The 25,008-nt window shown below is 39.2% G+C and carries 22 protein-coding genes and 4 tRNA genes; 12 read left to right on the top strand and 14 right to left on the bottom strand.

The window, feature by feature from the left end:
• Positions 1-101 precede the first annotated feature (101 nt).
• The 5 genes from flhC to cspE all read right to left on the bottom strand — a co-directional run bounded on the left by flhC (position 102) and on the right by cspE (position 5,972).
• Positions 102-683: a flagellar transcriptional regulator FlhC gene (gene flhC, locus EAE92_RS00750; RefSeq protein WP_112877895.1), complete on the bottom strand. Its 582-nt coding sequence runs from the start codon at positions 681-683 to the stop codon at positions 102-104.
• A gap of 3 nt (positions 684-686) precedes the next feature.
• A complete protein-coding gene (flhD, locus tag EAE92_RS00745; RefSeq protein ID WP_036775787.1) occupies positions 687-1,037 on the bottom strand; it encodes a flagellar transcriptional regulator FlhD in 351 nt (116 codons plus the stop codon).
• Positions 1,038-4,229: 3,192 nt separating this feature from the next.
• Entirely contained in the window at positions 4,230-4,364 is a 135-nt protein-coding gene (locus EAE92_RS24930) for a hypothetical protein (RefSeq protein ID WP_281422740.1), read from the bottom strand.
• A gap of 244 nt (positions 4,365-4,608) precedes the next feature.
• Complete coding sequence (locus EAE92_RS00740) at positions 4,609-5,307, bottom strand: MgtC family protein (RefSeq protein WP_214066684.1); 699 nt, start codon at positions 5,305-5,307, stop codon at positions 4,609-4,611.
• Between the two features lie 452 nt (positions 5,308-5,759).
• Positions 5,760-5,972, bottom strand: a complete 213-nt coding sequence (gene cspE, locus EAE92_RS00735; RefSeq protein ID WP_010847246.1) for a transcription antiterminator/RNA stability regulator CspE — start codon at positions 5,970-5,972, stop codon at positions 5,760-5,762.
• A 483-nt stretch (positions 5,973-6,455) separates the two neighbouring features.
• Between cspE and EAE92_RS00730 the strand changes: the two genes are divergently transcribed.
• The gene (locus EAE92_RS00730; protein ID WP_214066683.1) at positions 6,456-6,959 is read left to right on the top strand and encodes a YlaC family protein; all 504 of its coding nucleotides are present in this window, start codon (positions 6,456-6,458) and stop codon (positions 6,957-6,959) included.
• Positions 6,960-7,102: 143 nt separating this feature from the next.
• A tRNA-Asn gene (locus EAE92_RS00725) sits at positions 7,103-7,178 on the top strand.
• A gap of 138 nt (positions 7,179-7,316) precedes the next feature.
• On the opposite strand, the gene EAE92_RS00720 is transcribed toward EAE92_RS00725, so the two are convergent.
• Positions 7,317-8,393 carry a hypothetical protein gene (locus tag EAE92_RS00720; protein ID WP_214066682.1) on the bottom strand — a complete coding sequence of 359 codons (1,077 nt, stop codon included), beginning with the start codon at positions 8,391-8,393 and terminating at the stop codon, positions 7,317-7,319.
• Positions 8,394-9,089: 696 nt separating this feature from the next.
• Between EAE92_RS00720 and EAE92_RS00715 the strand changes: the two genes are divergently transcribed.
• From EAE92_RS00715 to EAE92_RS00690, 6 genes are all read left to right on the top strand, one after another.
• Positions 9,090-9,165, top strand: a tRNA-Asn gene (locus tag EAE92_RS00715).
• 243 nt (positions 9,166-9,408) lie between these two features.
• Positions 9,409-9,484 (top strand) — tRNA-Asn (locus EAE92_RS00710).
• A 259-nt stretch (positions 9,485-9,743) separates the two neighbouring features.
• Positions 9,744-9,819 (top strand) — tRNA-Asn (locus tag EAE92_RS00705).
• A gap of 219 nt (positions 9,820-10,038) precedes the next feature.
• The gene (gene pyrC / locus EAE92_RS00700; RefSeq protein WP_214066681.1) at positions 10,039-11,091 is read left to right on the top strand and encodes a dihydroorotase; all 1,053 of its coding nucleotides are present in this window, start codon (positions 10,039-10,041) and stop codon (positions 11,089-11,091) included.
• A 200-nt stretch (positions 11,092-11,291) separates the two neighbouring features.
• Complete coding sequence (bssS, locus tag EAE92_RS00695; RefSeq protein ID WP_036775794.1) at positions 11,292-11,546, top strand: biofilm formation regulator BssS; 255 nt, start codon at positions 11,292-11,294, stop codon at positions 11,544-11,546.
• 203 nt (positions 11,547-11,749) lie between these two features.
• Complete coding sequence (locus EAE92_RS00690) at positions 11,750-12,352, top strand: response regulator transcription factor (RefSeq protein ID WP_036775796.1); 603 nt, start codon at positions 11,750-11,752, stop codon at positions 12,350-12,352.
• A 62-nt stretch (positions 12,353-12,414) separates the two neighbouring features.
• On the opposite strand, the gene trhO is transcribed toward EAE92_RS00690, so the two are convergent.
• Together trhO and EAE92_RS00680 are read right to left on the bottom strand one after the other, a co-directional pair.
• On the bottom strand, positions 12,415-13,473 hold the full coding sequence (trhO, locus tag EAE92_RS00685; RefSeq protein ID WP_214066680.1) for an oxygen-dependent tRNA uridine(34) hydroxylase TrhO: 1,059 nt from the start codon (positions 13,471-13,473) through the stop codon (positions 12,415-12,417).
• A 250-nt stretch (positions 13,474-13,723) separates the two neighbouring features.
• Positions 13,724-13,963: a DinI family protein gene (locus tag EAE92_RS00680; protein WP_214066799.1), complete on the bottom strand. Its 240-nt coding sequence runs from the start codon at positions 13,961-13,963 to the stop codon at positions 13,724-13,726.
• 283 nt (positions 13,964-14,246) lie between these two features.
• Between EAE92_RS00680 and EAE92_RS00675 the strand changes: the two genes are divergently transcribed.
• Both EAE92_RS00675 and EAE92_RS00670 read left to right on the top strand, forming a co-directional pair.
• The gene (locus EAE92_RS00675) at positions 14,247-15,188 is read left to right on the top strand and encodes a Kdo(2)-lipid IV(A) acyltransferase (RefSeq protein ID WP_214066679.1); all 942 of its coding nucleotides are present in this window, start codon (positions 14,247-14,249) and stop codon (positions 15,186-15,188) included.
• 730 nt (positions 15,189-15,918) lie between these two features.
• Positions 15,919-17,457: a peptide MFS transporter gene (locus EAE92_RS00670; protein WP_036807289.1), complete on the top strand. Its 1,539-nt coding sequence runs from the start codon at positions 15,919-15,921 to the stop codon at positions 17,455-17,457.
• 82 nt (positions 17,458-17,539) lie between these two features.
• On the opposite strand, the gene EAE92_RS00665 is transcribed toward EAE92_RS00670, so the two are convergent.
• The 6 genes from EAE92_RS00665 to EAE92_RS00640 all read right to left on the bottom strand — a co-directional run bounded on the left by EAE92_RS00665 (position 17,540) and on the right by EAE92_RS00640 (position 21,006).
• On the bottom strand, positions 17,540-17,866 hold the full coding sequence (locus tag EAE92_RS00665) for a HigA family addiction module antitoxin (protein ID WP_200868754.1): 327 nt from the start codon (positions 17,864-17,866) through the stop codon (positions 17,540-17,542).
• 14 nt (positions 17,867-17,880) lie between these two features.
• The gene (locus EAE92_RS00660; protein WP_040152350.1) at positions 17,881-18,168 is read right to left on the bottom strand and encodes a type II toxin-antitoxin system RelE/ParE family toxin; all 288 of its coding nucleotides are present in this window, start codon (positions 18,166-18,168) and stop codon (positions 17,881-17,883) included.
• 67 nt (positions 18,169-18,235) lie between these two features.
• On the bottom strand, positions 18,236-18,943 hold the full coding sequence (locus EAE92_RS00655; protein ID WP_214066678.1) for a helix-turn-helix domain-containing protein: 708 nt from the start codon (positions 18,941-18,943) through the stop codon (positions 18,236-18,238).
• A 56-nt stretch (positions 18,944-18,999) separates the two neighbouring features.
• Positions 19,000-19,335 (bottom strand): tRNA-binding protein, encoded by a 336-nt coding sequence (locus tag EAE92_RS00650; protein ID WP_040152347.1) that lies wholly within the window; start codon positions 19,333-19,335, stop codon positions 19,000-19,002.
• A 144-nt stretch (positions 19,336-19,479) separates the two neighbouring features.
• Positions 19,480-19,836 carry a hypothetical protein gene (locus EAE92_RS00645; RefSeq protein WP_036807279.1) on the bottom strand — a complete coding sequence of 119 codons (357 nt, stop codon included), beginning with the start codon at positions 19,834-19,836 and terminating at the stop codon, positions 19,480-19,482.
• Positions 19,837-20,172: 336 nt separating this feature from the next.
• Positions 20,173-21,006, bottom strand: a complete 834-nt coding sequence (locus tag EAE92_RS00640) for a MurR/RpiR family transcriptional regulator (protein WP_036775810.1) — start codon at positions 21,004-21,006, stop codon at positions 20,173-20,175.
• A 303-nt stretch (positions 21,007-21,309) separates the two neighbouring features.
• On the opposite strand from EAE92_RS00640, the gene EAE92_RS00635 reads away from it, so the two are divergent.
• Both EAE92_RS00635 and iolD read left to right on the top strand, forming a co-directional pair.
• Positions 21,310-22,821 carry a CoA-acylating methylmalonate-semialdehyde dehydrogenase gene (locus tag EAE92_RS00635; RefSeq protein WP_214066677.1) on the top strand — a complete coding sequence of 504 codons (1,512 nt, stop codon included), beginning with the start codon at positions 21,310-21,312 and terminating at the stop codon, positions 22,819-22,821.
• 16 nt (positions 22,822-22,837) lie between these two features.
• Entirely contained in the window at positions 22,838-24,772 is a 1,935-nt protein-coding gene (iolD, locus tag EAE92_RS00630) for a 3D-(3,5/4)-trihydroxycyclohexane-1,2-dione acylhydrolase (decyclizing) (protein WP_246544926.1), read from the top strand.
• Positions 24,773-25,008: the final 236 nt, after the last annotated feature.

Raw genomic sequence — 25,008 nt, 5'->3', positions numbered from 1 at the left:
AAGTTGAACAGTCTGAATCCAGAATGGTTGTGGTTTCAATACAGGTTACAGGAGAAAAAATACCAATCTGTAACCTGTAGGAATAATTTTCCCATTTAAATTCACACTGCGTGTTGAGCAAGTCCATCCAGCAGTTGTGAATTAGTATCGGCAGACTCAGAAGAAAGTTTACGTTTTTTTACTGCACGTGATGGCGGTTGGCAAAGGCTGCAAACAAAGCTATTCACAGGTTGATGAGCATGAGTAATAAAAGTTCCACCACAGGTACGGCACTGTGAAGGTTGCAACATGCCGCTGTCGACAAAACGAACCAGAGTCCAGGCACGAGTCAACGCCAAAACCGGGGCGTCTCCTTCAACAGGAGGACATTGTTCAAGATAGAGTCGATACGCTTTAACAACAGCTTCCACACCTTCACAATAACCACTCTTGAGTAAAAAACGGTAGGCATTATAGAACATCGATGAATGAATATTCTGTTCCCACGTCATAAACCAATCTGTTGAAAAAGGCAGCATCCCTTTGGGCGGGGGACTCCCCCTCAATTCTTTATAAAGCTTAATTAATCGCCCTCTGCTCAATTGCGTTTCACTTTCAAGCATCTGTAACCGCGCCCCCAAAGTGATGAGTTCCATCGCCAACTGTATATCCTTAGCTTCTTGAACTATACTTTTCTCGGCCATCTCTTATGCTCTTTTTTTCACTGACGTATCGTCTTTCGAAGATAACTTCTGAAACAAATGAGTAGATAACAAAATGCCTGTATGTATTTGTTGTAAATCATCCACACGAGATTCCCTAGTAAGCTGCTGAATAGTTTCACTGTCTTCGAACCGGAAATTACAGACTAATTGATTAGTCTCAGCGAGCTTGACCAACTGAGGTAATGTCAATTCAGACAACGTATCAGCCATAGAATCACTAATACCTAAACGGAACATCGCTGATGCTTTTTCATGGTTAATTAATCGCTGAGCTAAAAGCAAATACGATAAATTTATGTCATAAATATGTTTGAGCAATTCAACCGTACTCATTTCTCTATCCCGTCCGATTACATTAAAAAATCAGTTAAGTGTTCGAAAAACCACTCGTGACAAAATTCCTAAAATAGCTTAGGGATTAATAATCTCTTACATAACTAAAATATACAGGCTTAGTCAGAGCAGTAACCATCCTTTGTATTACTTTTGATTCATCCAACTTCAAAAATATTACGGTAGTGAGCTACAAAAGTATTATTGCGTTACCTGATATAACATTTTTCATTGGCGATTAAGAATATTCTTAATACGGAACAACTTTACTCCTGAATCATCAGCTTATACAACGGAAAGAGAGCGCAATTTTAAATACTATGTGACATAACTCACAAAAACAAGGGCTTTTAATATGCATTTAATCGATGAATTGCTCATTAACTATTCAAACAATTAAATAAAATCCGAATTCTCAATTTTAATAAGTTAAATTATCTAAATAAAAATATTAGATATATTTTTTGATTTTATACGATCTATTAAACTTATAAATTTAAAATAACGATAAAAAATCCTATCCTTAGTCAAACTAGCACCAAAAAAGACAATTTTATCCTTGAGTAACAAGTGTAAACAATAATCTTATTCTGAGATCCGGCATCTCCATTTGCACGATAAAACAGATTAATTTTATGTAAAATTTGGTTGCAAAAAAGATACTGGTATGATCACTTTTCGTTTAGATTTGTACTTTTTTTAACCCAAAGGCTTAACTAAAAATGTATACCACCACGTTCAGATAACACTAACCATACAAAAATAGCATAAAATACAGTAAGATAATGAATAAAAAAACAACTATAACAACATTTTATTGATTGCATAACAATCAATATCCAGCATAGAGATGACCAGAAAAATCGGTCTATTTCGACTCCTGACAACCAAAATGGCGACAAAAAACATTAGAAAAATTTATTAAAAATCATTCCTCATAATATAACAATACGCAAAATCTTTCGATTGATTACTTTATCTTTTTCATCTTGAATCTTCATACTTCAAATTAACCATTAATTAAATTTACACATTATCAATATATATATTTTAAAAACATTAGGCATTTTAAACTGATTAAATGTGATTTATTACCCTTAAAACCTACTTTAAAGTTCCATAAGAGATACAATTCCAGCAATAAAATTTTCTAATCACAAAAATATATAACTTTACTAAATATCCATCATAAATTACCACCATTTATATAATACAAGAAATGGATAGTTTACAGATTAATATTTAAATAAAACACACACCATTTCCGAACTCACATACTCCTATAATACAAACCAAATGAAATATTAAAAGTTATTTTTTCATCTTTCATTATTTCATGTGGAATTTACGATCACCATCCCAAAAACATTATTTTCACATATAAAAACCTAACTAATGACGTCATTAATGTATATCACAAACATCATTTTATTGTGTGATAAGGATATATTAAATAATTAACTGCATAGAGAAAAAAATAATTAATTGATATTTATTGTAAAAATAATTAATAGAAATAAAAATCAATATCATTTCCAACCAAAATAATGAAATTAATAACTATTGGTAACAGAAATACCCTGATATTTCATGAAAAAATGGAAACAGTAGGATTTTGATAAGGAATTTACTTACCCATATAAATAGTAGTGATAACTTTACAAGTAATTATTCATCAAACATGACAATTAATGCAACAAACGATTACAACCTAACCTAATCACAGAAAATACTCTCAGAGTAAAAACGCTAAACCCAATAGTTCATCAAACAAAAATGGAATATAGCGATCGAGAATCATTATCAATTATGTAATCAGCAACACTGGAAATGCCCCTGTTTTTTGGACAAAACACATCCTTTATACGAGCAATATATGAACAAAAAATATTTCAGAAGGTAACAATTCAATACACTAATCTGGCAGAAATAAAACTCTACAATCAGAATTATTAACTAAAAAAACAATAAATTACACTATATATATCTATGCAACCAAAAATGACACAAGCTAGCTCCTCCAACACTATATAATATCCAATATTTTTAATACCTCATTTATAATGTTCTCCTCCGGAACTGTTTAATCCATTTTATCCCGATATAAAAAAACTAAGAAATATCACTACTCAGATCTTGTACTAGTAAACGAATATTTTGCGCCGGAAAGAATGGAATAAAAGCTCTGCTAATCAACATTGAAAAAACATTACCAAAGTTCAAACTTGCCGTTATATTCAAGCGCTTTATAATACTCCCTCTCGCTCTCTTCTCTTAGCTACCCCTCATTTAACCCCCTTAAGTTCTTACCAAGGCTGGTAATATCTATCACTTTTTTTGCACTATCTGTACCTTTGCTAACAAAAACTCCTACATCAGCGGATCTCAATACCATAACATCATTAATGTTATCATCAAGAAACCAACCGTATACCCGTTCTTTTCAACACAAGATTTTTACGATGCGCAGTTTAAATACCAATTTGATTTCATTTCTCAAGATTTCAGTAGCCATCAGCTCTGTTTGTTAGAATGCTAAAATAACTTTGAATTCTCACCCTACGCCACGACAAATCCTGACACTAATAGCAGTGTTACCCTTGGTAAGAACTCTTGCTACCGCTCCACTCTCTCTTAATACAGAAATAACAGAGATTACACTCATCTCTACTGGCTCAAGGAAAGTTAGTAACTCCTGTAATATCATTACTCTTTTATCACCATAAAGATAACCCGCGTTTTTACTTTATCATCGGATAAATATCGAACTGTTAAATTAATGCCCTAAAATCTTGTCTGATGGTAACCATTGGCTGCTGCCATTATTTTTTCACAGCATTCTCCATCAAGCAGAATTATTATCTATTTTACTCTTATATAAGAACAAACTTAGATCATTTCTTCTACTTAGCCATCGAAAATAATTGATATTTTCACTGAAAATTCTGAGCAATAACGAGCAACTGATGGCAAACCAAATTAAATATCAACTCATCAATTTTTCTGTACCCGCGAATGATACCTATATCAGGTTTGCCACGACTAAATTCTGACACGAGGATAACAATATTAACAATCAATCCAGCAACAGTGACCAAGGCTAAAAATACCGCATCGAACGACTTTTACTTAGTTCAGCCACTAACTAACAATATCATCCAAAGCTATTACTGGTATAAAGCAAATTTGTAATCAACCTGGCTTACGACCAAACGCAATCTGAAATCTACAGTCAACGATAGATTTAATGGTAACAATAGTCACTGTTTGACCAGTACCAAGATCGGCAAAACTACAACTCGGTACTGTCACCACCATTCTCATCACAAGCTTCACTGCCTTGTTTATAATTTATACCTACTAAAATTACCAACGTATCAATAAAAGCATCACAGGCGAAATATTCACCTTAATTATTCGAAAAATAACACTAAATGGTTTCTTAATTACACGTTGCCTAACCGAGAAAACATAGCGTAGGCAACGCTTTATTTGTTTCTTATGACGAACCACCATTCGTCAATGGTGATTCTTTACCGAACTAGTGATTTCTGTTTTATGCAAAAGATTTTCAGATCGGTGGTTCAGAAGCAATTTTCCAGTTTATTGAGCTAACGCTCTTTTCCAGACTTATGCGACAAACAATGGCCTCTATCTCTTTTTGCTCTGCTAGTGTTGCTAGCACTTCAGCACGTACTTCAAATTTTCCGGGTTGGACCCTATCAGCGAAACTCAGTGATTGTAACCTCACAGCTACGCCATTGAGAGCCTGTAGTACCAAAGTTCTCACCAGAATTTCGTCATCACTGTCACACACTATATGAATTTTATAACACTGTACCGGATCAATGGCTTGCTGCCTGGGCTGTAAATTAATACGTTGTGCTGCTTCACGTAACAATATATTTGCGCAAAGAATAATCGCAGTTGCTATCGCGGCTAGCCAATATTGCCCAAGACCGCACAGCACACCAATTCCAGCCGAGCACCATAGGGTTGCTGCGGTATTTAATCCACGAATATTCATGCCTTCCCGCATAATGACGCCAGCCCCAAGGAAACCAATGCCTGAAACAACTTGCGCAGCAATACGACCGGCACTATCGGGTGAAGTTGTTATTGAACTGAGGATAAAAACTGCTGCGCCAGTCGCAACTAATGCATTAGTTCTTAAACCTGCCATACGTTGGCGCCATTGGCGTTCAGCGCCAATTAATGCACCAAAACACATAGCCGATAATAAATGAAAGACAAAAGGAGTTATTAACATGACATTCTCCATACAACCAAATGGATAAATAATCATGTGCATTTATTTTGCACACAGAAATGTATGCTGAATGTTTAATTCAGCCCTATTTTCTGTCCATACCAGGAGGTAACAAAGCGTAAATATATAACAGCATAATAAAAACCCAATATACTATCTTGGTTACTTAACTAAGTACCAGACAACGCTATTTTTTGAGTAAGTACAGCTCAGATATTTTGAGTAGCACTGCCCGCTTTATTTGGCAAGCAGCAAATCGGAAGGGATAAACAGCTTGCCGTTTTATTGTCTATTTAACTGAAAACTTTGACTGTCCAATGGTTATCTCTCCAATAAAATTTGCACGAAGTATAATCAGGAGTAATTAATAAGTAAAGAAAGATATGACTCTAACCAACAAAAAGCCCACCGCCATAGAAAATAGCGACGGGCTTAAAAAATCATCCAAGCAATCAGATAGCTGTTACGTTTGCTGCCGCTGGACCTTTCGCACCATTTTCAATGGTGAATTCTACGTTCTGGCCTTCTGCCAAAGTTTTGAAACCGTTACCCTGAATGGCAGAGAAGTGAACGAATACGTCTTTGCTACCGTCAGCTGGGGTGATGAAACCGAAGCCTTTAGACTCGTTGAACCACTTCACTTGACCTTTCATTTTGTCAGACATTGTGACTTTCCTATATATCAAAAGAATTTTGCCACCATTGGGCATGTATTGGCCAGTTATATCAGCTATTACTTATGGAGGCACTAAGAAGGAAACGCGTCAACAAAGGCTATCTGAGGATAACACTTACACATAACTCATTAACTCAAGATGTCGTACATAAAGTAGGTCTGTTTATCAGGCCGGCTGCATTAACTCATGATAGAAAAGGAATAGCAACCTTTTTATGCATTGGTGTTTTAAAAAAAATATTTATGCTCATTATTAGAACAACAATTTAACAAATAGAGTTACTCGTTATAAATTTTTTTGATTTATTCAACCATTATCTTAATGAAAGCATTAACGTTAATCTCAGTCAATAACAGTTGGCAGATTAAAATAAGACAACTGATCTACGTAAGATTACCTGTCCCATGCTAACCTTAAGGATAAATAGTGATGAAAATATTTCATTTTTCCTTTGCTTAATCAGGTCAATATATGAATATCATTAAACAGATACTGATTCAGGATCTTGAACGAATCAACATAGAAGAACAGCGTGATGGTAAACCTCGTTTTAACAGCCAGTTTATCCGTAACCATCCTTATCTTTGCCTGGCTATGCTTGTATCCTACCTGCTTCTCGCAGCACTTATCTGGTACGTCCCATATTTTAGTTTACTTTCACTGCTAGCTTTTACAGTACTCTTCATTATTATGTCAGTAGTTTTATTATTCGAGATCAAACCAGTGTATCGGTTTGACGATATCGGCGTACTTGATCTACGGGTATGTTATAACGGCGAATGGTTCGTCAGCGAAAAAATCTCAGATTGCACAATCAAAGAGCTTTGTTCCCATCCCGATGTTCCATTAGCAATAAAAGATGAAATCAAACGTATTATACAAATGAAAGGTGAAATTCATTTTTATGATGTTTATATCATGACGTTTCCTGAACAATCACATATAGCAACATCGTTACTCATAGATAGCCGATAATGAACAAAGGTACTCAATTTCAGTAAAGTAGTACAGTTATAAGGCAATACGCTCATATGACAAGCAAGTAACAAAATAGTAAGCTTTTTGCGTTGACAGTGTTTCAATTGATCGCTAGTATTCGCCCCGTTCCCAAGAACGATTCCTCCATAGTTCAGTCGGTAGAACGGCGGACTGTTAATCCGTATGTCACTGGTTCAAGTCCAGTTGGAGGAGCCAAATTTAAGCCTAGAGATGCTAAAGAGAATCTCTAGTGTGCATGAAATAGCTAGAAAAAATAGTTAACATGTGAAAAGCCCAATGTGAATTGGGCTTTTTTCTATATAAACAACCACACATTCGTGAGCACCAAGCCAGTTAGTCCAAAACTACCTTATAAGTTTTCTCTTTAGATTTATGCAATATATTCGCTTCGCCAATAAATGATATTTCGTAATGAATTTTCACCAGGCCATTACCTATATAATTAAAGAAATCAATTCCACCCGGTTGACCATCGGCATTTTTTTCAGGATTAATTACAGCCAATTTGAAAACATTATCTTCACTACCTTGTAAAGAATCTATCTTTAATACCAACTGCCCTGCATCCCGATCGTCAGCAGAATATCCTCTTATATGTACTGTACCTTTTTTCAATTGCTTGTCTTTAAGTTTAACATCGCTAACCGAAATATTGATGTCATACTCAATAATACTTTCACCAATTGGTCGGCCCCTATTTTCATCATACTCTTCAATGTAAGGTACTTCCAAATCGCGATGGACCTGAACCGTCTCAGAACCCTCATCAAGTTCTACAAGTACACGTTGAACAACCGAAAATCTAGCAGTACCGCTTTCACTAATAGTATAATAAAGGCTATCATGCTTACCTTCAGTAAGGAGAGCATTTTTTACAGGCAAACTACGAATATCACCGCTATTTTGTACACCAGGAACAACTTCAACATTGTTATTATCAAAAACAAATTTCAGTTCATGTTTATCTAAGATATTGGAATCAGTGAAAAGTACTTTAACTCCTGCTTTTATATCATCACCACTAATGACATTATCATAATGCGCGGGATATACAGGTGCTGCCAATCCTACTGATTTCAATTTAAATCGATTCAGAACCGCTTTCGCTACCACTCCACCACTCGCATCCGTGACTTCAGCCTCAAAACCAATTGTAGCGTTAACCTTCTGATCTGTTTTAATTTTTACTAATATTTCAAATGCTCTACTAACAGGATTGAAGGCGTTATCGCTACTTACAACTTCATATTCGCCCTCATTCAAGCCATTCACTACAATTTTACTTTTGTAAGTATCTAATGGTACAGAACCGTCATCATCCTGTAGAACAACATATAATCGCAATGGAACGTTAAACCAATCTTTATGCGAAACCCAGTTAGCGACATCAGTATTAATTAAAAACTTCATGACTTTTCCTCATCTGTTTTATATAAATCACCAGAAAATTAGCCACTCTTTTCGGGGAGAATATTATTTGCTTATTTTATATTTAAAACTAATTTCACCTCCTCACCAACTATTTAATTTAAGATGTTTTCTGAAATAGTTTTTATTCATTTCATTTATATGTACATACAAATATATTATTAAATTGATAATATTTTAGTGCACTAGAAGTAAATGAAATTTCATTATCAATGGCAAACCATTTGATATTCGATCTGGCGTGGATTAAATCATGATTGCCAAATCAGAGCTTAGATAACAAATTACTTTTTCAGTTAATAAGTATAAACGATAAAATCCGATAATAAATATCAAAATACAATAAGCGATCTGTTAAAACAGATAAAATAGGAAAATTACCATTAAATATAAAAAAACCATAAATAACCCAAAAATAAAATTATCTGATATATATTTTATTATATTTTCAATGCTCATGACTAATTATTTTATAAATAGAAAATATAGATGATATTTTCACCATATAATTATCATAGACAAACATCAGTTAATTCTCATACTTCTTGAACTGAAAAATTCAATCGACTAAAAAATATCACCTTGAACACCGGTTAACCAATCAAACTCAATTTTCACTTTTCCCCTTTGACAAGCCCAAAATACCCAGATATTATTCGCCTCGTTGTCAAGGACAATTCCTCCATAGTTCAGTCGGTAGAACGGCGGACTGTTAATCCGTATGTCACTGGTTCGAGTCCAGTTGGAGGAGCCAAATTCATAAGAAGCCCGCCCAGTGCGGGCTTTTTGCATTCCTAAATTCCACCATTTTCTTACAACATAATATAATAATTCTGATCAACCTGCTTCCTATAGCATACATCTCCAGCAAATACCCCTTATTCGGCATAAAAACAGATCAATAAGTTTAGTTTGTCGGCAAACAAACCATTTTTGTTATTTTCCGCTTTGACAAAGCAAAAACATACCGTTAATATGCACCCCGTTGTTAAGGAGTTCCTCCATAGTTCAGTCGGTAGAACGGCGGACTGTTAATCCGTATGTCACTGGTTCAAGTCCAGTTGGAGGAGCCAAATTATGAGAATCCCGCTTAATGCGGGATTTTTGCTATTCTGATCTCTCTACTTAATTCTCCACTACTATTTACTCACAACATAAGCAAAATAATTCTATTCAACTCACGTTTTCAGAATAAAATTCCATCAATCATCAATTTATTAGCATAAAAACACAACAAAAAGTGTATTTTGACAGCAAACAAGCTATTTTTATTATTTTCTACTTTGACAAAGCCGAAACATATCACTAATATACGCCTCGTTGTGAAGGAGTTCCTCCATAGTTCAGTCGGTAGAACGGCGGACTGTTAATCCGTATGCCACTGGTTCGAGTCCAGTTGGAGGAGCCAACTTCATTTCTTTTTTTACCCTCATATTTTATTTTTCCCTTTGTTATAAGAAAATCCACCTCTGATTACCCTAACCTAATTGATTTAGCTGGTAATTTTGCTAAAAATTATATTCATTAATAGCTATTCGACCATTTTAGCTTTATCATCCATTCCCGGCCTGAATATGCTGAACTCAGCATCTTTCGTTCCTATCATATATACTGGAGCCGGTTTCTCATGACCACTGAATCATACACAATAAAAATCCGCCGCCCTGATGACTGGCACATTCATTTCCGCGATGGTGAAATGCTAAAAACTGTCGTTCCCTATACCAGTCATTACTTTGGCCGAGCTATCGTCATGCCTAATCTGCTTTCGCCGATTACAGAAGTGGTCAGTGCCAAAGCCTATAGGGATAGAATATTGGCAGCCATTCCCGAAGGACATAACTTCCAACCTCTTATGACCTGTTATCTTACTGACACTACTGAAAGTTCTCAGATAGAAATAGGTTATAAAGAAGGCATTTTTACCGCCTGTAAGCTCTACCCTGCCAATGCTACAACCAATTCAAGTCACGGCGTCTCTGATATAAAGAATATTTATCCACTATTAGCAGTGATGGAAAAATTGGGGATGCCTCTGCTCGTTCACGGTGAGGTTACTGCTTCTCATATTGATATTTTTGATCGAGAAGCCCGTTTTATTGAACAAGTTATGGAACCACTACGTAACCAGTTTCCAGCATTGAAAGTTGTGTTTGAGCACATAACGACCAAAGAAGCTGCACAATATGTGCTGGAAAGCGATGACAATCTGGCAGCGACATTAACTCCACAGCATCTCATGTTCAATCGCAACCATATGCTGGTTGGCGGGATTCGTCCACATCTGTACTGTCTGCCTGTGCTGAAACGCAACGTGCATCAAGAGGCTTTGCGGGCAGCTATCGCCAGTGGCTGTGATCGCTTCTTTCTGGGCACAGACTCGGCGCCACATGCACAACATAGAAAGGAGTCCTCCTGTGGCTGTGCCGGCGTCTTTAACGCGCCATCAGCGTTACCTGCTTATGCAACCGTGTTTGAAGAGATAAATGCATTACAGCATTTTGAAGCCTTCTGTTCACTTAATGGCCCTAAATTTTACGGGCTGCCTGTCAATGAAGGCTTTATCGAACTGACTCGCAAACCTTTTCCCATCATTGAACACATCGATTGCAATGAAGAAAGGCTTATTCCATTTTTAGCTGGCGAAGATGCCCGTTGGGATGTGAAAGTAGTAGATTGATACAACATGGGGATAGTCATTATCCCCATTAATTTACATAGTTATCAATACACCAACAAATTGACTCATAATTCCTAACAAAAAACCTTCTTACTTTCATTAAAAAGCATATACTAACTAATGACTCATTCGAGAATGAGGTAGTTTGCTCTTAGTCAATGATATTAATAAATAATGCAGTGATCTGATTAGGAGGTTTTATGGGCAGTAAAGATGAGGTTATTCAAACGCATCCTGTTGTAGGTTGGGATGTGAGTACCGTTGATACATATGATGCAATGATGCTACGCCTTCACTATTTGTCCTCCCAAGATCAAACACCAGAACATGTCATGGTAGATCGAACCTTATGGTTGACAACTGACATTGCAAAGCAATTGATATACATCCTCCAGGCAGGAATAGAAAAGATCGAATCTTCAGAATACAGCGATCTAAACCATACGAAACATTAATAATCTTAAACCCGGACACCCGTATAAATGGGTGTCCGGCTAGGAGACACATCAATTCATCTCAAAGATTTTGTCTGGAATACCATATCACTATATAATAATTTCGGATTAAGTTAACTTAACCATCACAATTGCCGAGTTGACTACTAATATATGGGGCGTTTATTGTGAGTTTGGCCAAACAGGAACAGGGATGTACAATAATGAAAATCTTAGTTGTTGAAGAGTGCTATTATACCCGTTCAGGTATCAGCGAATTTTTAAAGCAGAGCGATAATGCTGAAAATCTTGAAATCGTTGACTCGCCTTCAATCAACGAGGCTATAGATATTGTAACTCATTTTTCTCCTGATATCGTTCTGGCTAATTTGACACACTATTGCCATCATGCCAGTTACTGTTCCGATTTACAGAAATTTATTACTCTTATAGATAACACGCGTATATATATATACCTTAATAGCGCTTATCCTTATTGTGACAATCATATTGCATTGAAGGATAATGCTTTTATTCTGGCAAAGAAAAATCTTACCTATCTGCTTAATAAAATTAGCAAAACTACATTGCAGGAAATTCAGAGACATAAAGCGACAGTCGATCAATGTTGTTCTATTTTCAGTCCTCAAGAGCATAAAGTTATCGATTACTGGATGAAAGAAACGCCTAATTACAAGATATCACAAAAGTTAAAGATCAGTAGTAGCACAGTCTATTCCCATAAAAGACACATTACTGAAAAGATGAATGTGCGTAATAGAATTGAACTCTGCTTTATTTACAATGTATTTAAATATCTCTATTAAAGTCTCCTTTAACTAAATCGAATAAGCTGGCACATTGCTCTCTGTGCCAGCGATTAATCACATTATTCAACAGACTGTATTGAAGTACCGCTCAATCCATCCTGTAGGCGATGCCGGGATTTATTAAATATTTTAGCTCCATTTTCACGACCGGCACGGCGAGAACGCTGTTCGGTTTCCGGTAACCTTATTTCTTCTCTGCACGCTTCGCTACAACAGCCTTCAAATTTAGTCGCACACTCTTGGCACTGAATAAACAACAAGTGGCAACCCTCATTCTTACAATTAGTATGACTATCGCAAGACGCACCACATTGATGGCAATGAGCAATCACCTCATCTGAGATACGCTCTCCCATCCGCTCATCAAAGACAAAGTTTTTACCAATAAAACGTACCGGTAATCCCTGTTCTCTCGCTTTACGAGCATATTCGATAATACCGCCCTCTACGTGATAGACGTTTTTAAAGCCATTGTGCAACATATAAGCACTGGCTTTTTCACAACGAATACCACCGGTGCAGTACATTACAATATTTTTATCCTTATTATCCTGCAACATTTCCACCGCCATTGGCAGTTGTTCACGGAACGTATCAGAAGGAATTTCAATTGCATTTTCAAAATGCCCGACTTCATATTCATAGTGATTGCGCATATCGACAAATAGCGTATCAGGATTATCCAGCATCTGGTTGACCTGCTCTGCTTTAAGGTACTCGCCGGTTCTTGATGGATCAAAAGTTTCATCTTCAATCCCATCAGCCACTACGCGGTCACGTACTTTCATACGCAGAACCCAGAAAGATTTCCCATCATCATCCAGAGCAATATTCAGCCTCAAATTATTCAATGCAGGATCAACGCTATACAATAACGCCTTGAATGCTTCCAAATTATGAGTTGGCAGACTTATCTGAGCATTGATCCCTTCTTTCGCAATATAAACCCGGCCAAATACTGAGAGGTCGGTAAATTGTTGATACAAGCTGTTACGAAAAGCCAGAGGATCTAAGATATTAAAATATTTGTAAAAAGAGATGGTAGTACGAGGCTGGGTCTCCGCCAACATACGTTCTTTCAGCTCTTTATTAGAAATGCGGTTGTGTAACACTGGCATGGTGTACTTTCCTGAATTTCAAGTCATAAAATAGGGATGTATAAATGATAGCCTCCGCTATCAAGCGTAATATGATAACGAAAATGATTTTCAACGAGTAGTCATTTGTAACGCAGCGATAGGAAATCAGTAGTAAAACGGGAGGCCCTCCTCCCATTAGTTGAGCATGCAGCTTTTTACACACAAGCAACTAGGATAGATAAGTCAAACAGCCGACAACCCGCAGGTTTAACTGGCAGTAACTTAATCCTTAGCAGAGCTGGAACCAATCATCAGCGCTTTCCCATGTCTCCTGTAGAATCTCTTCAACGGCTTTCCTATCATCAGGATTGCCGCCACGAACAGATAGCCCATCATGACTTGCCAGCTTTACATTGGTTTTAATATCAGGCCATCGACGTCTAAGACGCTTATCCAGTTCTTCTGCAAGCGCAGGGACAGCGCCTTTTGGCAGTTTTTTAGACTTATCGATAGTGACTTCTACATGCATCATTTTTCCCTCCACAAACAACACTGTTTATATAAACAGTAATATTATCTACATGAATTGTAAATAGCTCTGTAAAACTATTTTAATTTTTATTTATCAGTAAATTATGAACTATCATTCTTCCACCAATGGCAAAACGGGATAATAAATAAGCACACCACCATCGACTAAAATTGAGATCATAAACATTTCACATTTGAAAACTTCGATATCCCGTTAAAAAATGTCACAATAGAGGAACTATTTTTTCCATCTTATTGGAACTATAAAAACCCGAGAATCCATGATACAAGCACCTTCTTTTCAACGTTCACTACTTCATCCCCGTTATTGGCCTACCTGGTTTGGTATCTGTCTGCTTTACTTACTGGTTCTGCTCCCCTATCCCGTTATTTACTGGATAGGCACTCGTCTGGGCAGGTTTTCTATGCGCTTTCTGAAAAAACGAGCCAAAGTTGCCGAAAGAAATCTTGAGCTATGTTTTCCTGATATGTCACAGGAGAAACGCAATGCGTTATTAATAAGAAACTTCGAATCCGTCGGAATGGGGATATTTGAAACAGGTATGGCCTGGTTTTGGCCTGACTGGCGGATAGAACGCTGGTTTAAAGTGACTGGGCGAGAAAATATTCAGAAAATTCAAACTACCAGGCAAGGAATTATTGTTATTGGTATCCACTTCCTGACGTTAGAACTCGGCGCCCGTATTCTCGGTTTGCTCAATCCAGGCATTGGCGTCTACCGCCCGAACGATAATCCGGTTATGGATTGGTTACAAACATGGGGACGACTACGCTCCAACAAATACATGTTGGATAGAAAAGATGTCAAGGGCATGATCCGCTGCCTAAAAAACGGCGAAATTGTCTGGTACGCTCCCGATCATGATTACGGCCCGCGAAAAAGTGTATTTGCACCGTTATTTGCTGTTGAACATGCTGCAACAACCACCGGCACTTCAATACTTGTACGTCTCGCTGATCCGGCAATGATCCCATTTACCCCTCGTCGTCTGCCTGACGGAAAAGGTTATGAACTGATTATTCAACCAGCAGTAGCAGGATTTCCAAAAGACGATGAAGTGAAAGCGGCTGCCTTCATGAACAAAGTCGTGGAACAGGAAATTTTACAAGCACCTGATCAATACATGTGGTTACACCGTCGTTTTAAAACCCGGCCCAAGGGTATGCCTTCTCTGTACGGGCAAGCTGATAAAGTCCATTAAATTCATTAACGGCTGCTTCTTCACCCAAGAAGCAGCCATAATCGCTTTCTCATACCATACAACCCAATAATTGACTATACCCGTCATCTTTCAAGTTGCCTCTTTGTTGGCTGCACTCACTCACCCCGGTCACATAGTTTTCTATGCTCCCGGGGATTCGCTCCCTTGCCGTCGCGATTCATCTTGAAATCCATAGGGTATATCTCATTTCAACGCTGAGGTTATACTTTTTAATTTAATTTATTTCCAATTTTTATATAAAAAAACAAGGAGTAATCTAATATTTCCGAATAAATACTAAGTTGATAATCAAATCAATTTACTTTTCTTCCCTTTTACTATTACCGTTAATATCTAGCCCTTAAAAAGATGTCTTATATATTATAGTTATTACTTAATTTATTATTTTAAAATATTTTTTCCATAAAAATACATTGAATATAAATAGAAGTAAGTCAATAGGCTTCATCCTCATTTTAACCTATCAATTATGAGAAATGAGATTTATGTCGGATTTTACTCTGAAAAGTGGAATATAAGTAAGAGATATCCTACTTGTTAATAAAATTGACCGGAAAATATGTTAAAAATATATTAACAAGACATGACATCATTTAATAAAAACGTGGCTTTTTTGTTTGCTCTAAACCTAAATTTGAAAGAGCTTTTTAAAAGCTTTATTTGTCACACACACCGCACTCCTGGAGTGTAGTCTTATAGGAAAACTTAGATGCAATCTTCCATTGACAATACAAAAACCAGAACTTTTTTTGGGCATCCTTACCCATTGAGTTCTTTGTTCTTCACAGAAATGTGGGAACGTTTCTCTTACTACGGCATTCGTCCACTGTTGATCTTATTCATGGCTGCAACCATCTATGATGGTGGTATGGGTATTCCCCGTGAACAGGCCGCGGCTATTGTCGGTATCTTTGCAGGTAGTGTTTATCTGACCGCACTACCCGGTGGTTGGCTGGCGGATAACTGGTTAGGCCAACGTCAAGCAGTCTGGTATGGCTCAATCATTATTGCACTAGGGCACCTGTCTATCGCTCTCTCCGGCTTTTTAAGTCATTATTTGTTCTTTATTGGCTTATTACTGATCGTATTAGGTACAGGACTGTTTAAAACCTGTGTCACCGTCATGGTCGGCACGCTGTATAAAAAAGATGATCCACGTCGTGATGGTGGTTTTTCCCTATTTTATATGGGAATTAATATCGGTTCCTTCATCGCTCCTCTGGCTACAGGCTTGCTGGTTCGTGACTATGGCTGGCACTGGGGTTTTGGTATCGGAGGGTTGGGGATGCTGGTCGCCCTATTGATATTCCGTTTCTACACGATCCCTTTGATGCGCCAATATGATAAAGAAGGTGGTTTGGATTCAAGCTGGGACCACCCTACAGTGAAGCGTGAAAACGTCGGCAAATGGGTCTTTACCACTGTTATCGCTATCATTGCTATTATTGCTCTGCTAATCCTTGGTGTAATTCCATTCAATCCGGTAGCCGTAGCCAGCGCAATGGTCTATGTGATCTCATCCTGTGTAACACTTTACTTCGCCTATTTGTTCCTGTTTGCCGGTTTAAGCAGTAGTGACCGTTCGCGCCTGCTGGTCTGTTTTATCCTGCTGGTATCTGCTGCATTCTTTTGGTCTGCATTCGAGCAAACGCCAACGTCATTCAACCTGTTCGCCAATGATTATACTAACCGTATAGTGATGGGGTTTGAGATCCCGACAGTATGGTTCCAATCAATTAATGCACTGTTTATTATCCTGCTGGCCCCCGTATTCAGTTGGTTCTGGCCCAAACTGGCCAAAAACAACATCAACCCGAGCAGTATGAGTAAATTCATTATTGGTCTTCTGTTCGCTGCCGGTGGTTTTGGCGTGATGATTCTGGCTGCGCAAAATGTGCTGGCAACAGGTGAAACCGTTTCTCCTTTCTGGCTGATATCAAGTTCTCTGTTTCTGACACTCGGTGAGCTGTGCCTTAGCCCAATTGGACTCGCGACGGTGACGCTACTGGCCCCGTCGCGAATGCGTGGTCAAATCATGGGCTTGTGGTTTTGTGCAAATGCTTTGGGTAATTTAGCTGCCGGCTTGATTGGTGGACACGTGCGCGCTGACCAACTGGACAATCTACCTGATCTGTTCTCCCGTGTATCTTTGGCTCTGGTTATTTGTGCAGTGGTATTGATGGCGTTAATTGTCCCTATTCGCCGCCTGCTTAATAGTGCTGATAAATCAGAAGCGAAAATTCAATAATACTTATCACTCACGTAAAGCCATCTCATCATAAGATGGCTTTACGTACTTCAACGCATTCGTGCTCTTGAAAACAAACACATTAGTGCATTGCCGTTGCAACTGATGGCTCAACTATCTGTTTTACATTCAGTAGTTCCGCTTGATATGCATGATTACGCACATCCCATAGTTCAACGGCATGCTGAATATTAAGCCAAAACTCTGCGGTGTTCCCCAAAGCCGCTGCCAATTTGATCGCCATAGGAACGGTCAGCGAACCTTTATCATGCACAATCCTGCTTAATGTATTACGGTGAACACCCATAGCTTCCGCAAGCACATTAATTTCGATATTCAAAGGCGCCAGAAACTCACTCACCAATATTTCACCCACTGTTGCAGGGCGACGTTTTGTATTCCTCATCATTTATTTCCCTCAGTTTAATAGTTATGAGGATCCAGATATGTATCAACTGCAATACCATCAATCCATTGAAAAATAAGCCTGTATTGCCTGTTTACTCTTATTGAGCACCATCCCCTCAAATAGCCATTCAAGTATTCAAAATGGTTTCCCGGAGGGATTCTTAAATCAGCCTCTTTAACCGAAGCATCCAAAATTTGTAGTTTTCTGTATAACGCACGCTGTAAAGATGCAGGTATGCATTTGTGCGGTAAATCCTGTTCGTAAAATCTTTCTAGCCATCTATCCTTGAATTCAACAGCCATAACATCCTCGTTGTTTGTATATTACGCACAATCATATTGTGCATCAAGTCATAAAATGCTGAAAATATCATTTGGCTTTACGCAACCTGGCTGGAGTACAACCATAATGTTGACTAAATGCAAAGGTAAAAGCTGACTGGGAGGCATAGCCAGACAGAAAAGCAATGTCAGCCAAAGATCTATCACTGTAAGCCAACAGATTGTAGGCAAATTCCATTCGGCACATTTTTAAATAAGCCATTGGACTCATCCCTGTTGCAATAAACAGTTTACGACGCAAGGTACTGGCAGATACTGAGCAAATATCAGCCATATCAATCACCGTCACTTTCTCATGCAGACGCCCAACAAGCCCCTGATGCAGTTTGACTATCAACGTTGAAGACGAGCCTACTTGTGGTAGTTGAGCAAGCAGCAAACGGGCAGCATCAGCGTGATTAGCGGGTGGCTGAGGGTAATCATGCAACCACTTAATAAGAGCAAGGGCAGAATCAGGTAATGGTTGCCAGAAAGAATCACTATGTAATTGATTAAACAGTGCCGAAGGCAACTCCAGCACCAGTTGCTGATTTTCACCACTGGCGAAAAAGCTGTGTTTCGCATCCGGTGGGATCATAACAACATTTCCAAAATTAACGGTACTTTGTTGTCCTTCTACGTTTAACTCAAGTTGTCCGTTATAGCCAAAAACGAACTGCCATAACCCTTGGTGGCTATGGCTAATTGTTTCAGAAGAATACTGGCGTAAATGTAATGAAGGTAATTGAACAACCATATTTATTGTCGCTGGTTAAAATACACTCCATTTATTCGACAACAAAATAGCGTGGTTTACAATAACTTATGACCATTCGGGACAGGAAGAGTAAATTCTGCGATCACCACCGCACCATTTTCATCCATACTGCCAGTTAACAACACCTCTGATTTAACACCAGCAATCCGTTTTGGTGGAAAATTGCATACACAAAGCACCTGACGGCCAATTAATTGTTCAGGTATGTAATGCACAGTTATCTGGGCGCTTGAGCTTTTAACGCCCAACTCGCCAAGATCAATTTGTAATTTATAGGCAGGTTTGCTGGCTTTAGGATTCAATTCTACTGAAATAATTGTGCCAACCCGCATATCGACTTTCTCAAAGTCAGCCCACTCGATTTGTTCCATATATTTTTCTCCTTTAGTGCGAAGTCATTATACTCACATGCTATTGGAGAAAATTCTTTCGAAAGAGCGTCAATAATTGTCGACAAACTGCCTATTTCTTCCGACAGGTCATTCACTTCACTATCGAGTTGCTTTAAGTCACGGTTATTCCCGATCAAAAAAGTTATCTCTGGTCATACCGTTATTCTCTTTAATACGCGCAGCACGTTCAATATCCTGACGGATTTTCTCATTGACACGATCATTAAACTCTCGACTCTTCCGATTAGATTCATCTTCTCGTAACTGCCTTGCCAGTTCCCGTTTCTCCGCCGCTTGATTATCTGCAATGAGTTCGTTCACATCCCAATACTCGGATTTAAGATTTTCCCTTTTTTTTAAATACTCCTCAGATGGCTTATTATCAACTGGAATATCGCTTTTATAATCAAAATTTGAGGCAAATGCCTGGAAAGAAATTGCAGATAAAACAGCAAAAACGTAACGCGATCCTTTAATCATCCTGTTGTCCCTCTTCAAAACCATAACTTCGCACAACCATTAAATAATTATTGCCAATAGGAATCAATAGCATTTAGACACAACATAGAGGATTATCCACATCAGGTTTATATTTTATTGAAATTGAGCTTCTAGCAGCCCGTTAAAATTAACCCGCCAAAATATGCGGGCTATTAGTCATTAATAAAATTAATCCAGAAATATACCCGTCATCTTTCAAGCTGCCTCTTTGTTGGCTGCACTCACTCACCCCAGTCACATAGTTTGCTATGCTCCCGGGGATTCGCTCCCTTGCCGTCGCAATGCAACTTGAAATCCATAGGGTATACAAGATAATTAAATCGGGTTTCCTTGCCGATAAGCCAGAGCAACCGCCAAAGATTGCACTAAACACAACGTAGCAGACTGAGAACGGAATGCATCCACCTGTGCTTCTTTAACCACAAAACAAACATCACTAAAACTAGCAAGCGGGCTAATCTGGCTATCGGTAATCACAATCTGTTTTGCCCCGGCTTTCGCCGCACGTTCACTGACCATCAGGGTTTCTTCTGCATAAGGGGTAAAACTGATTGAAACGACAACATCTTTTTCCCCAATTAAATTAATCTGCTCCCTGAACATTCCTCCCAAACCATCCACGAGTAAAGGGCGACATTCCAAGTGGTTCAATGCATAAGAAAGATAAGCCGCCACACTAAAAGAACGGCGCAGCCCAATAATGTAAATATTCTTAGCCTGAGCCAATAAGTCTACGGCGTTCCTTAAATCTTCAGGGGCCGTTCTGGCAGCGAGCTGTTGCATAGCCTGCACATTTGAACGGGCAAATTCCTGCAAAATATGTTGAGGGTCTTCCGGTGGCTCCTGTTCGCCATCCAATTCCCGAAATAACCTGGCCCGGTCTGCATAACTGGCGGTTTCTTCCACCATATGCATGCGGAATAGCTGTTTCATTTCATTAAAACCACTGAAATCAAACGCATTAGCGAAACGAATTAATGTTGATGGAGGAACATCAGCTTCTTTGGCAATCACAGCAACAGTATCAAAAGCGACACTATTGGTATTATCCAGCACATATCGAGCTACTTGTTGCAGGCGTTTACTCAATTCACTATAGCGTGAACGGACTTGTTCTTGAAACTCATTCAGATTCGATGCGACAGACATAAATCCCCCATAAAATTTATCGCCAGCAATTGTAATCGTTTTGCAGTATAAGCTGAATCATATTTCATTTTTATAGTTAAAAATGAAACACATAATCCATTCATTGTAATGATTTATTATTATCACTATATTGATTAACATCTAATTAGTCACCTAATTATCGGTAATTCATAAAAACTTTACTCTGATCACACTAATTGCCTTTTATTCCAAATCACATTGAAAATAAAATAAATATTTCATATACCTATTATCAAAGTTTCTGATTCAGTACTAACATCAAATCCGCAAAAGAGGCTCAGAATGGAACAAGTACAGAATTACGTTAATGGGCAACTCATTCCTAGTCATAGCACCCGCTTTTCTCCAGTTTTTAATCCAGCGACGGGAAAACAGATACGCCAGGTAACATTAAGCACAGCTCATGAAGTTGAACAAGCAATTGAAGCCGCTCATCAGGCTTACAGTGAATGGTCTAAAGTTTCACCTCTCAAACGTGCTCGTGTCATGTTCCAGTTCAAAGCATTGCTGGAAACCAATATCGACAAACTAGCGCGATTGATTTCAGAAGAACATGGGAAAATCTATTCAGATGCCATCGGTGAATTAACTCGCGGTCTGGAAGTGGTTGAGTTTGCCTGTGGCATCCCTCATCTACAAAAAGGTGAACATTCCGCTAATACCGGCACAGGTATAGACAGCCATTCATTAATGCAGCCTTTAGGCGTTTGTGCCGGCATTACCCCTTTCAACTTCCCGGCAATGGTTCCTATGTGGATGTTTCCTATCGCATTAGCGACAGGGAATACTTTCATATTGAAGCCTTCCGAAAAAGATCCTTCTCTCGCGATTGAACTAGCATTACTACTTAAACAATCCGGTTTACCCAATGGCGTATTTAATGTTGTCAACGGCGATAAAGAAGCCGTCGATGTACTACTAACAGATCCACGCGTACAAGCCGTCAGCTTTGTTGGTTCGACTCCTGTCGCTGAATATATCTACACTACCGCCTCAACTCACGGGAAACGCTGTCAGGCTCTCGGTGGTGCAAAAAATCACTGTATTCTGATGCCGGATGCCGACCTTGATATGGCCAGCAATGCTATTACAGGCGCGGCCTTTGGCGCAGCCGGCGAACGTTGCATGGCACTGTCTGTTGTATTAGCGGTTGGAGATGAAACGGCGGATGCGTTAATTGAAAAATTACGTCAACAGATCAGCAAAATATCTGTCGGTCCCGGTATTGTCGCAACGAAAGAGAACGATATGGGACCCGTTATCTCCGCCCAACACCAAGCTAAAATCTGTGATTACATCGATAGTGGCGAAAAACAGGGGGCTAGTCTGTTAATTGATGGCCGTCAACTCAAGGTTTCGGGTTATGAAAATGGCTATTTTATTGGCCCGACGCTGTTTGATAACGTCACGCCAGAGATGAAAATCTATCAAGAAGAGATCTTCGGCCCCGTTCTATCAATTGTCCGTGTACCCGATTATGCCACCGCATTAACATTAATTAATGTCCATCAATATGGTAATGGTACCGCGATATTCACCCGCGACGGAGAAACTGCTCGCCAGTTTAGCGAAGATGTACAAGCAGGTATGGTAGGCGTCAATATCCCCATTCCGGTACCAATGGCCTTCCACAGCTTCGGTGGCTGGAAACGCTCAATTTTTGGTCCGCTTAACGTTCATGGTAATGATGGCGTTCGCTTCTACACTCGCATGAAAACCGTTACCAGTCGCTGGCCGGCAAGTATCAGGTTAGAACATCATTCCAGCAGTTTTGTGATGCCGACAATGGAATAAAATGGAGTTCTGTAATATGAGCAAATCAACAATGACAACGGCTCAAGCATTGGTGAAATTCCTGAACCAGCAATATGTGGAAGCAGACGGAGAACAATATCCATTCATCAGAGGAATTTTTACCATTTTTGGTCACGGTAATGTGGTTGGATTAGGGCAAGCGCTGGAGCAAGATCCCGGTCACTTAACCGTTTATCAAGGATGCAATGAGCAAGGTATGGCCCATATCGCCACAGGTTTTGCTAAACAGAAAAAACGCAAACAGATTTTTGCCGTAACGTCATCTGTTGGCCCTGGCTCCGCCAATATGATAACCGCCGCGGCAACTGCCACAGCCAATCGCATTCCTCTGCTGTTATTCCCCGGTGATCTCTTTGCCTGTCGCCAACCTGATCCAGTCTTACAACAGGTTGAACAGTTCCATGATTATACTATCAGCACCAATGACTGTTTCCGCCCGGTTTCTCGTTACTGGGATCGTATCTCCAGACCAGAACAGCTAATGAGCGCTATGATTCATGCGATGCGAGTTCTAACCGATCCCGCTGATACCGGCGCAGTCACAATCTGTTTGCCACAAGATGTTCAAGGCGAGATTTGGGATTTTCCTGACTATTTCTTTCAAAAACGAATTCACCGCATCGAACGCCGCCCTGCTTCTATCGCCATGATTAACGATGCTGTGGCGCTCATAAGCCGCAAGAAAAAACCCTTGCTTATCTGCGGTGGCGGAGTGCGCTATTCAGAAGCACATAACGCTTTTCGTCAGTTCGCAGAACGCTTCAATATTCCTTTTGCTGAAACACAGGCAGGTAAAAGCGCCGTAATTGCCGACCATCCCCTTAATTGTGGCGGTTTAGGCACAACCGGCTGTCTTGCTGCCAACCTGATAGCCAAAGAAGCCGATTTGATTATTGGCGTTGGCACCCGGTTTAGTGATTTCACCACTGCATCCAAATCGCTATTTCAACATCCAGAAGTTGAATTTCTTACTATCAACGTAGCGGAATTCGACGCCTGTAAACTGGATGCAACCCCTGTTGTATCAGACGCCCAAGCAGGGTTAAACGCTATCGCAGAGCAGCTTACTCAATTGCATTATCACAGTGGTTATCAAGATGAGATTCACCAGGCGCGAGAGGCATGGCGCAAAGAGTTAAATCGTCTGTTCGCAATTGAGTATCAGGAGGATTTCACACCAGAAATTCCCGGTCATCTTGATGATAAACTGGAAGAGTACAGCCAGACATTACAAACCCGCCTGACACAAACCAGAGTATTGGGATTATTAGACAAATATCTTGAGCCAGAAGCGATTATTGTTGGCGCATCAGGTTCCCTTCCTGGCGATTTACAGCGATTATGGCAACCCCAACAACCGGATACCTATCATCTTGAGTATGGCTATTCCTGTATGGGCTATGAGATAGCCGCTGCCATTGGCGCTAAACTTGCCTGCCCCAGCCAACCGGTTTACGCCATAGTCGGTGATGGCGCTTATATGATGCTTCATTCAGAGCTGCAAACCGCAGTACAGGAAAATATCAAAATCATCGTGTTGCTGTTTGATAACGCGGGATTCGGCTGTATCAATAATCTACAAATGAGCCAAGGGATGGGTAGTTTCGGAACAGAAAATCGTTACCGGAACCCAGAAAGCGGCAACATGGATGGCAAACTGATTAAAGTCGACTTCGCCAAAAATGCAGAAAGCTACGGCTGCAAAAGTTACCGAGTCCACGATGAGCGACAACTGCTTGACGCATTACAGAAAGCCCAAAAACAGACCGTACCGGTACTCATAGATATCAAAGTGCTGCCTAAAACGATGACGCATGATTATGAATCATGGTGGCGAATAGGCACAGCACAAGTAGCGAAAAATCCAGCTATAGAATCTGCCGCAAAGAAAATAAAGGAGATGGTTGCAACCAAAGTACGCCAATATTAAAAAGTGATGGCCTGTAAGACAGCAGGCCATTTTCCCTTTTCTAATCATTTTAATGCTATTTTTGAAATTTTTATTCCAAAAACGAATGACTTTTTCTCTTCCCTCAACCTCTATGACCAAACGTAGCAACCACCTAGCCTGATGCATATTATATTTTGTTTTTAAAAGATAAATATCCCAACTTATCCAGCATGAATCTTACTTTACGTGATCTAATTAACATAAATTTAATATTG

Origin of the sequence: Photorhabdus hainanensis (assembly GCF_018448965.1) — a bacterium.
Lineage (GTDB): Bacteria > Pseudomonadota > Gammaproteobacteria > Enterobacterales > Enterobacteriaceae > Photorhabdus > Photorhabdus akhurstii.
This window is presented reverse-complemented; position numbering and strand designations above follow the sequence as displayed.